This is a genomic window from Azonexus sp., assembly GCF_036170495.1.
Taxonomy (GTDB): Bacteria; Pseudomonadota; Gammaproteobacteria; order Burkholderiales; family Rhodocyclaceae; genus Azonexus.
The window spans coordinates 1-9,075 of record NZ_JAVHPH010000427.1 but is presented as its reverse complement, the minus strand read 5'-3'; the positions used below and the strand labels follow the sequence as shown (position 1 = coordinate 9,075).

Here is a 9,075-nt window from a genome sequence, read left to right as displayed (position 1 = left end):
CACCCCGCGATCGTCTGCGCCAGTTCGTGCTGCCCCGTCTGCAGCGCCTGGCCGGACGCCCGCCGGCCACCTATCACCGGGAGTTCTGGGCCTTGCGCGACGTCTCGTTCGAGGTGCGCAAGGGGGAGACCGTCGGCATCATCGGCCGCAACGGGGCGGGCAAGTCGACCCTGTTGCAGATGATCTGCGGCACACTGGGGCCGACCGCCGGCGCGGTGGAGACCCACGGCCGCGTCGCCGCCCTGCTTGAGTTGGGCGCCGGTTTCAATCCCGAATTCACCGGCCGCGAGAACATCTACCTGAACGGCGCCGTGCTGGGCATGGACCGGTCGCGTATCGACGCGCGGTTCGACGAGATCGCCGCCTTCGCGGACATCGGCGACTTTCTCGACCAACCCGTCAAGACCTATTCCAGCGGCATGTACGTCCGCCTGGCCTTCGCGGTCCAGGCCTGCGTCGACCCGGAAATCCTGATCGTCGACGAGGCCCTGTCGGTGGGCGACATCGGTTTCCAGTACAAGTGCTTCAAGCGCATGGAGGAGTTGCGCCGACGGGGCGTCACCATCCTCATGGTGACCCATTCCACCGGCAGCATCCTGGAATACGCCAACCGCTGCATCGTCCTGGATGGCGGCCGGATCGCCCACGACACCGAGAACGTGCTGGAGGCGGTCCTCGCCTATGAGAAGGGCATGCTGGGCGCGCGGCACAAGCCCACCAGTCCGGTCAGGCCGGGCGAGGCGGGGGGGGCGTACAGCGTGGCGGAACTGGCGCATCGGCAGCAGGCGGGGCGCAACGCGGCGGTGGAGGAGCGGCGCATCGGCACCGCGCGCGCCATCATCGACGAGGTGAGCGTGCGGCGGGCGAAGGATGCCGAAGCCGAGTCTGGAAATGAGGGGGCCGCGGCGTTGGGCAGGGACGGTGGCGAGCCGGACGAGCGTCATCTCATCCGGCCCGGTGAGGAGGTGGTGTTCCGTTTCCGCATCCTCGCCGCCGAGGCCATCCCCGGTGTCGTGCTGGGCGTCTCCCTGTCCCAGACGCGGGGCATCGACGTGTGGGGCGACAACAACCTGCACGCGGGCGAGATCATCGATCTGGCACCGGGCGAGACGTACGTGGAGTACCGGGCGAGGCTGCCGCTCAGCGCCGGCGAATACCTCATCCACTGCGGCCTGGTGAGGCTGGTGGGCGACCAGCGCGAGGAACTGGACCACCGGCGTCCGGTCGGCACCCTGCGGGTCTGGACGCCCCGCGAACAGGTGGGCGTGGTCTACGCCCCGATCACGGTCAGTTATCAAGGCCCGGCCGCGTCATGATCGCCGCGTATCTGTTGCCCTACCCGGCGCGCGGGGTGCGCGCCCCCTACCTGTGGGTGTTCTACAAGCTGCTCGCCGTGCTGCGCGAGCGCGCCCTGTTCGTGGTCGGCGAGGACTACCTGCGCGACCCGGCCGGCTTCGCCGCCGAGGGGCGCTGGGAGCTCAACGACCACACCCGTTGGGTGTACGGCTTCACCGCCCCTACCGCCGAGACCGTCGCCGGGCATCGCGTCGAGACCCTGCCCGGCGGGCTCTTCGACGGTCTGCTGGCGGAGTGCGCTAATAATCCAATCGAGGTCTTTCGCCGCATGCTGACGCAGCGCCTGCCCGCCCTGGAGGCCGCCTTCGAGGCGGCCCTGGAGCGCGGCGGCGGGACCGAGCGGATCGAGGCGATCGTCACCTGGCACAACTGCCCCTCGCTGTCGGCGGTGGCCGAGCGGCGCGGCATCCCGGTCGTGCACCTGGAGGCCGGGCCGTTGCGCATTCCACTCTACCGGCCGACCGCCTATTGCGACTTCTCCGGGGTGAACGGCAACACCGAGGCGGGGCGACGCTACCTGAGTGTGCCGGCCCGGACGGGGCCGGCGATCGATCTTGAACGCCTGCGGCGGTTCTTTTTCCTGCCCGGCGATCTGCCTCCCAAGGACCCGGCTGGCTATGTCGGCCTGGCCTTGCAGGTGGAGGACGATTCCAACCTGGTTGCCTTCGGCAACGGTTTCGACAACCAGGCGGCGGTGGTCCACGCCCGCCTGTTCCATGGCAACGACGGCCCCCTGCTGGTCCGCCGCCACCCCGGCAGCCTGTTCAGCATCGCCGGGTACTGGTTCACCACCGACACCTCCTACGACAGCCTGGAGTTCATCCAGCACTGCAAGCGGATCGTCACCATCAATTCCAGCCTGGGCCTGGAGGCGCTTCTGCTGGGCACGCCGGCCACCGTGCTGGGCGACGCCTCCTACCGCTATGTCCTGGACGCGGATGACGAACGCGAACGCATCGCCCGCCTGGCCTTTTTCCTGTTCGCCTACCTGGTCCCCGAGCAACTGATGTTCGATCTCGACTACCTGCGCTTCCGTCTCACGGGGCCGCACGAGTCGGCCATCGTCGCCCGCCATCTGGCGGCCTACACGGGGTGGGCCTATGACGGCACCTCGCCCGTGTGGGCGCTGATCGACGCCGCCCTGGCGGGGGTTGCGGCATGAGCACACCCTTCGACTTCGTCGAGGCCGACCACTTCCGCGCCCTGACGGACGAGACTGCCGCCCGCGAGCTGTTCCGCCGTTCGGTCCAGATGGTCGAGATCGAGATATTCTCCTACTGCAACCGGGTGTGCTGGTTCTGCCCGAACGCCAGCGGCGACCGGCGCGGCGACAACCAGTTCATGGCCGCCGGGTTGTACGCGGCCATCCTGCGCCAACTGGCCGCGATCGACTATGCCGGCGTGGTGACCTACAGCCGCTACAACGAACCACTGGCCGACCGGATCATCCTCGACCGCCTGCGCGAGGCTCGCGCCGCCCTGCCGAACGCTCGCCTGCACACCAACACCAACGGCGACTACCTCGACGCGGCCCTGCTCGACGAACTGTGCGAGGCCGGCCTGAACAACCTGGGCATCCAGGTCTATCTGGGCAACCGGGAACATTACGACCACGAGCGCATGCGCCGGGCGATGCAGAAGTTGTGTCGGCGGGCCGGCATCGAGCCGGACATCGTCCGCGACGAGCCCGGCGTCTGGCTGGAGGGAACCACCACTCACCGGGGCATGGGCATCCGCGTCTATGCCCGGAATTTCGACCTCAACGGCACCAGCCGGGGCGACACCGTGCCGATCCGGCGCGAGTACGCGCGCACCTCCCCCTGTCTGTCGCCGTTCTGGCACTTCTACGTCGATTTCAACGGTAAGGTCATGCCCTGCTGCAACCTGCGCTCGGACATACCGGCCCACGCCGATGCGGCAGTCGGTCAACTGGAGGAGGGCAATTCCCTCTTCCTGATCTATGCCGGCCAGGCCCTGTCGGCCTGGCGAAGGTCGCTGGTCGGCTATGGCGAAAAGGGCGGGCTGTGCCGCTCCTGTACCTTCGTGACCTACGAGCCGGGCGCGGAGAACCTGGCGGCCAACGAGCGCCTGGAGCGGTTGGTCGATTCGGTCACAAAGCCAGTAATCGGTGAGGGGCGGTGAGTTGAAACACGGCAGTCGATCAGCAATGCCGTCGACAACGCCAAGCCCGGCCCGGTTGTTCGAAGATGCGCTTGCGCTCTACCGGTCCGGCCGGCACCAGGACGCCTTGGCGCTCGTCGAACGGCAACTCGACTCGTTGCCGCCTGTTCCCGAATTATTCAACCTGGCGGCGGTGGCGGCCGGTGCCGGCGGCGACCGCGCGAAGGCGGAGCGCCACTGGCGGGCGTTGATCGCGCTGCGGCCCGATTACCTGAATGCGCACACCAGCCTCGGCCTTCTGCTCATGGAGTCGGGCCGCAACGACGAGGCGGAGGCCGCCTTCCGGGCCGTCCTGGCGCTGGAACCCGGACACGCGGACACCTATGTCAATCTGGGCAATTTGTATCGTGCGGCGGGTCGCATCGGCGACGCCGAGGATGCCTATCGGCAAGCATCGAACATCCAGCCCGGGCACGTCGACGCGCAGTACAACCTTGGCCTGCTGCTGGCCGACACGGACCGCCCGGTCGAGGCGGAACAGGCATTCCGGCGGAGTCTGGCGATCAAGCCGGATCAGTCGGATGTCTGGAACGATCTGGGCAATCTCTGCATGCGTGGACTTCGCCCGGCCGAGGCGGAGGCCGCCTACCGGCGCGCCATCGATCTGACGCCAGGGTACGCCGAGGCCCATTTCAATCTGGCCCGGCTGTTGTACGACGTCCGGCGCCTGGCCGACGCCTACGATGCACTGCAACGTGTATTGGCGATCGACCCACGCCACGCGGGCGCGATCAACTGCCTGGCCAACCTGCTTTCGGAGGCCGGCCGGCATGACGAGGCGGAGCGGGCCTTCCGGCAAGCCCTGGCGATCAAGCCGGAGGCGGCGACCATCCATAACAACCTCGGTACCTTACTGATGGAGAGAGGCCGCTTCGAAGAGGCGGAGGCGGCCTTCCGGGAGGCGCTACGGATCGAACCCGACTACGGCAATGCCCTGGGCCAGGCAGTCACCTGCGCGCGCCGGCGCTATCACTGGGACCGCGCCGGGCAGGACGGCAAGGCGGTGGTCGCCTTCCTGCGCCAGGGCCGGGCGGTGCCTGAACTGTCGGTAATGAACCTGGGCGAGGCCGATCGTGGGGAGCTACATCGCGAGGCGGCTCGGCTCGGGACGCTGTCAAGGATCGCGCGCCAACTGGCCGCGCCGCGTTTGCGCGATCCGACCGGGGAGGTCCATGGAGGCCGGTTGCGGATCGGTTATCTCTCGGCGGATTTCCGCGAGCACGCCGTCATGCACCTGCTCGGCGGCGTACTGGATGCCCACGACCGGGACCGCTTCGAGATCCACGCCTATTCGACCGGGCCGGACGGCCGCGACGCCGGTCGCCTGCGCGTGGAACGGGCCTGCGAGCACTTCCACGACCTGCGCGGGTTGTCCGACATGGCCGCCGCCGAGCGCATCGCGGCGGACGGCATCGACATCCTGGTCGACCTCACCGGCCACACCCACGGCGCCCGGCCGGCCATCACCGCCGCTCGCCCGGCCCCCGTGCAGGTCAACTGGCTGGGTTATCCCGGCAGCCTCGGCCACGCCCGGCTGGCCGACTACATCATCGGCGACCCGGTGGTGACCCCTGCGGAGGCCGCGCCGCACTTCAGCGAGACCATCGCGCAGTTGCCGCATTGCTACCTGCCCAACGATCGGGAACGGCTGATCGGCCCATGTCCGACACGCGTGGAGGAGGGCCTGCCGGAGGACGGCTTCGTGTTCTGCAATTTCAACCAGGCGGTGAAGCTCAACCCGGAGACCTTCGACGTCTGGTGCGGGTTGCTCAAGGAGGTTCCCGGCAGCGTGCTCTGGCTGGCCCGCGCGGGGTCTGTCGCCATCGCCAACCTGCGGCGCGAGGCCGAGCAGCGCGGGGTGGCGGGGGACCGTCTGGTCTTCGCGCAGAGGACCGACGCGGTGGCCGATCACCTGGGTCGGCTGCGCCTGGCCGATCTGGCCCTGGATACCTACCCCTATACATCGCACAGCACCGGCTGCGACCTCCTCTGGGCGGGGGTCCCGCTCGTGACCCGGATGGGGGAGACCTTCGCCAGCCGGGTGGCCGCCAGCCTGTTGCGTTCCGTCGGCCTGCCCGAACTGATCGTCGAGGATTGGCGGGCATATCATGTACTGGCGAAGCGCCTGGCCACCGACCCGGAGTCGCTCCGTTCGGCGCGCGACAGGCTGGCGGCGAGCCGGTCGACCTGCCCCCTGTTCGATACGGCGGGATTCGCGCGCGACCTGGAATCGCTCTACGGGCGGATGTGGGAGCACCATCTCGGCGGCGGCCGGGGGCCGTTGCTCGCCGCGTCCTGACAAGACTCATTCGCGTATCCGTCCGGCCATGGCCACCAACCACAACATCCAGGCCCTGCGGGCGATCGCCGCCATCGCGGTGATGTTGTTCCATGCCTTGCCGTTCTACAAGGACCTGGTCGGCGTGGCGATGCCCTTCGAACCACTCCTTTTCCACGGCTACGCGGGTGTCGACGTCTTCTTCGTCATCAGCGGCTACGTCATCGCCATGAGCACGGCGGGCCAGCCGCCCGGCCTGAACAGCGCGGTGCGTTTCATCGAGCAGCGGGCGTTTCGCATCTATCTGGGCTATTGGCCGATCCTGGCATTGGTGAGCGCCTACTACCTGAGCCTGGATGGGCATCGGCTGGACCGCGTGGATGCCATGGGGGCGATCTTACTGACCACCCCGGACATCGCCAAACTGGTCATCGGTCAGTCCTGGTCGCTGGTCTACGAACTGTTCTTCTATGTCCTGTTCGCGGCCCTGCTCGGGCTTGCCGTGCAAAAACGGGTCCGGGTGTTGCTGGCCTATTTCGCCCTGGTGGTCGCCGGCAATGCTCTGGCGGGGGAGCCCTGGCCGAGCGGCTGGCTTGCCGCCAACCCCTTCGTGCTGGAGTTCATCGGCGGCACGCTCCTTTATCACTCCGGCAGGGATTTGCGCAGCCGGACGGCCTTGGCGACGGCCCTCCTTCTGGCCGTCCTGCTCTTATACCTGGGCATGGAGTTCGAGGTCCGGCGCGGTCTCGTCCGGGCCGCCTGTTTCGGTGGCGCGGGCCTGGGCCTGCTGACGGTCGCGGTCATTCTGGGCAATCGCGGCATTAACCGGCCCGGCCTGCTGGCGCGCCTGGGCGGGGCCTCCTATACGCTCTATCTCTGCCATTACGCCCTGATCGAGTTCTGTTCGGCCTGGATTCGCGCCCACTTCCCCGACGGGCGCGCGGCCTTGCCGACCGGATTGGCCTTCGGCGCCGGCCTCATCCTGATCGTGCTCGTCAGTCTGGTGTATTACCAGCGCGTCGAGAAGCCGCTGTACCTGTACGCCCGCGCAGGGAAGCGCTGGCGACCGTCCACCTATCTTGGGCGGCCCGAGACGCAGGGGCCGGCGTCGGCGGGGCGCGAGTGAACGGCACTCCCGGCGCTTCTCGCCATCTGGTATTTCTCCTGGTCATCGCCGGCGTCGGGGCCTGGCTGAGGCTCGACCAGTTCGGCCTGCAGGTGGTCACCGACGACGAGTGGCATGCCCTTGTCCAGTTGTTCTCGGGGTCGCCCGGCCAGTTCCTGCTGTCCTTCGGCTACGCCGACTACAGCATCCCACTTGCCTTGTTGTACTGGTGCGAGGCGGCATGGTTCGGGATCACCGAATGGGGCATGCGCTGGCCGATGTTGTCGGCGGGTCTGCTGATCCTGCTGCTGTTCCCGCTGCGGGCGTCGAGTCGGCTTGGCTGGCGTGTGGCCCTGCTGTTCGCCCTGCTCCTGGCCATTTCACCGCTGTTGATCAACTACAGTCGGCAGGCCCGTCCGTATGGCCTGACCCTTCTGCTGGGCTACCTGGCGCATTGGGCCTTTCTGCGTTATTCGACGAGGGACGAGGGCCGATTGTGGTCGGGTCTGCTCTATGGCGGTTCCACTGCCCTGGCCGGTTGGCTGCATCTGGTCAGCCTGCCTTTCGTATTGGCACCCTTTCTTCCGGCGGGCCTCGCCGCCCTGCGGGGATGGCGGCACGACCAGGGGGCGGCGGTGCTGGGTCTGCTGCGTCTCGGGTTGCCCAGCGCCTTGCTTATCGCCTTGCTGATCGGCCCCCCCCTGCTGGCCGACCCCGGCGCGCTGCTCAACAAGGCCGGTAGCGACATGCCCACCTGGGATACCTTGCTCGGGGTGTGGCATACCTGGCTGGGTACACCTTTGTCCGTGGCCGTGTTGGTCTGCCTCGGCCTGGCGGCAGCGGGGTTGCCGCGCCTCTGGCGGGACGAGCCCCTGACCAGGAGCGTCCTGCTCGGCCTGTTCCTCGCCCTGGCCCTGCTGCTCATGGCCAGGCCGGCCTGGATACACAGTCCGCTCGCCTTCGCCCGTTACCTGCTGCCGGCCCAGCCGCTGCTCCTGCTGGCCGTCGCCGTGGGCGCCGTCCGGCTGGCCGACGCGGTGGCGCGAAGGTGGGGAGGCCGGGCGGCGATCCCCGTCCTGGCGCTGCCCGTCGTCCTGCTATTGGCGCAAACCCCGTTGGCCGAAACCATGCGCAAGCCCAACGGTAATGCCCTGCATTCCACATTCCAGGCGGACTACCGCACGGGCCGCCATGGCGCCAGGGAGATCATCCGCGACCGGACTCCGCTATCGGCCTGGTGGACGACATTACGTAGCCATCCGCGCGCTAGTCTGACCATCGCCGCCGCGCCTTATTATCACTACAGCCCGAGGTGGGACGCCCCTCGCTGGGAGGCGCTGGGCCGGCAGCGGGTCGTGCCCGGTTTCCTGACCGGGCTGTGCGTCGGCCGGCGCGACGGTGAACCGCCCCGCGATCCCCGGTTCGTCTTGCGCAATGCGGTGCATCTGGCCGATGCCGCCGACCTGCGGGCCAAGGGGATCGACATGGTGGTCTTCCAGAAGCCTTATCGGGACATGAATCGCGTCGACGGCAACCGTTTCGGCGAGGATACGGCGCATTGTCTGGAGGTGCTGCGGCGGCGCTTCGGCGGGGTGCTGTACGAGGATGATAAGATCGCCGTCTTCCCCGTCAACGCCGTCACCCATGATCGACAATAAAACCATAATGGTGGTGATGCCTGCCTTCCGGGCGGCGAAGACCCTGGAAACCACCTGGCGGGCCATCCCCCATGAGGTCGTGGACCGGGTCCTGCTGGTGGACGACGCCAGCGACGACGAGACGGTAGAGCTGGCCCGTCGCCTGGGCATCCCGGTCATCCTGCATGATGTCAACCAAGGCTATGGCGCCAACCAGAAGACTTGCTATACGGCGGCACTGGAGGCGGAGGCGGATATCGTGGTGATGCTGCACCCGGATTACCAGTACGAGCCGAGGCTGGTCACCGCCATGGCCGGGATGATAGCCTCGGGCGTCTACGACATGGTGCTCGGCTCTCGCATCCTCGGCGGCGGGGCATTACGAGGCGGTATGCCCTGGTGGAAGTACGCAGCCAACCGGTTTCTCACGGCGTTCGAAAATCTGCTGCTCGGCGCCAAGCTGTCCGAGTATCACACCGGCTTTCGCGCCTATTCGCGCGAGTTGCTGCAGGCCGTTC

Annotated in this window: 7 protein-coding genes; all 7 read left to right on the top strand. The window is 67.8% G+C overall.

What is annotated here, in order from left to right:
* The coding region (locus ADADOO_RS15525) for an ABC transporter ATP-binding protein (RefSeq protein ID WP_511278410.1) at positions 1-1,316 on the top strand (1,316 nt) is incomplete at its 5' end.
* Complete coding sequence (locus ADADOO_RS15520; protein WP_511278409.1) at positions 1,313-2,518, top strand: GT99 family glycosyltransferase N-terminal domain-containing protein; 1,206 nt, start codon at positions 1,313-1,315, stop codon at positions 2,516-2,518. The genes ADADOO_RS15525 and ADADOO_RS15520, both read left to right, overlap by 4 nt.
* Positions 2,515-3,498, top strand: coding sequence for a radical SAM/SPASM domain-containing protein (locus ADADOO_RS15515; RefSeq protein WP_511278408.1), 984 nt, complete (start codon positions 2,515-2,517; stop codon positions 3,496-3,498). The genes ADADOO_RS15520 and ADADOO_RS15515 overlap by 4 nt, the downstream gene beginning before the upstream one ends.
* Positions 3,499-3,553: 55 nt before the next feature.
* A complete protein-coding gene (locus tag ADADOO_RS15510; protein ID WP_511278407.1) occupies positions 3,554-5,836 on the top strand; it encodes a tetratricopeptide repeat protein in 2,283 nt (760 codons plus the stop codon).
* 28 nt (positions 5,837-5,864) lie between these two features.
* Positions 5,865-6,941 carry an acyltransferase family protein gene (locus ADADOO_RS15505; RefSeq protein ID WP_511278406.1) on the top strand — a complete coding sequence of 359 codons (1,077 nt, stop codon included), beginning with the start codon at positions 5,865-5,867 and terminating at the stop codon, positions 6,939-6,941.
* Entirely contained in the window at positions 6,938-8,578 is a 1,641-nt protein-coding gene (locus ADADOO_RS15500) for a hypothetical protein (protein WP_511278405.1), read from the top strand. The genes ADADOO_RS15505 and ADADOO_RS15500 overlap by 4 nt, the downstream gene beginning before the upstream one ends.
* On the top strand, positions 8,565-9,075 hold a 511-nt coding region (locus ADADOO_RS15495), incomplete at its 3' end, for a glycosyltransferase family 2 protein (protein ID WP_511278404.1). The genes ADADOO_RS15500 and ADADOO_RS15495, both read left to right, overlap by 14 nt.

Coding starts and splice junctions, on each gene's coding strand:
- ADADOO_RS15520 (WP_511278409.1), top strand. CDS start 1,313: ATGATCGCCGCGTATCTGTTGCCCTACCCGGCGCGCGGGGTGCGCGCC.
- ADADOO_RS15515 (WP_511278408.1), top strand. CDS start 2,515: ATGAGCACACCCTTCGACTTCGTCGAGGCCGACCACTTCCGCGCCCTG.
- ADADOO_RS15505 (WP_511278406.1), top strand. CDS start 5,865: ATGGCCACCAACCACAACATCCAGGCCCTGCGGGCGATCGCCGCCATC.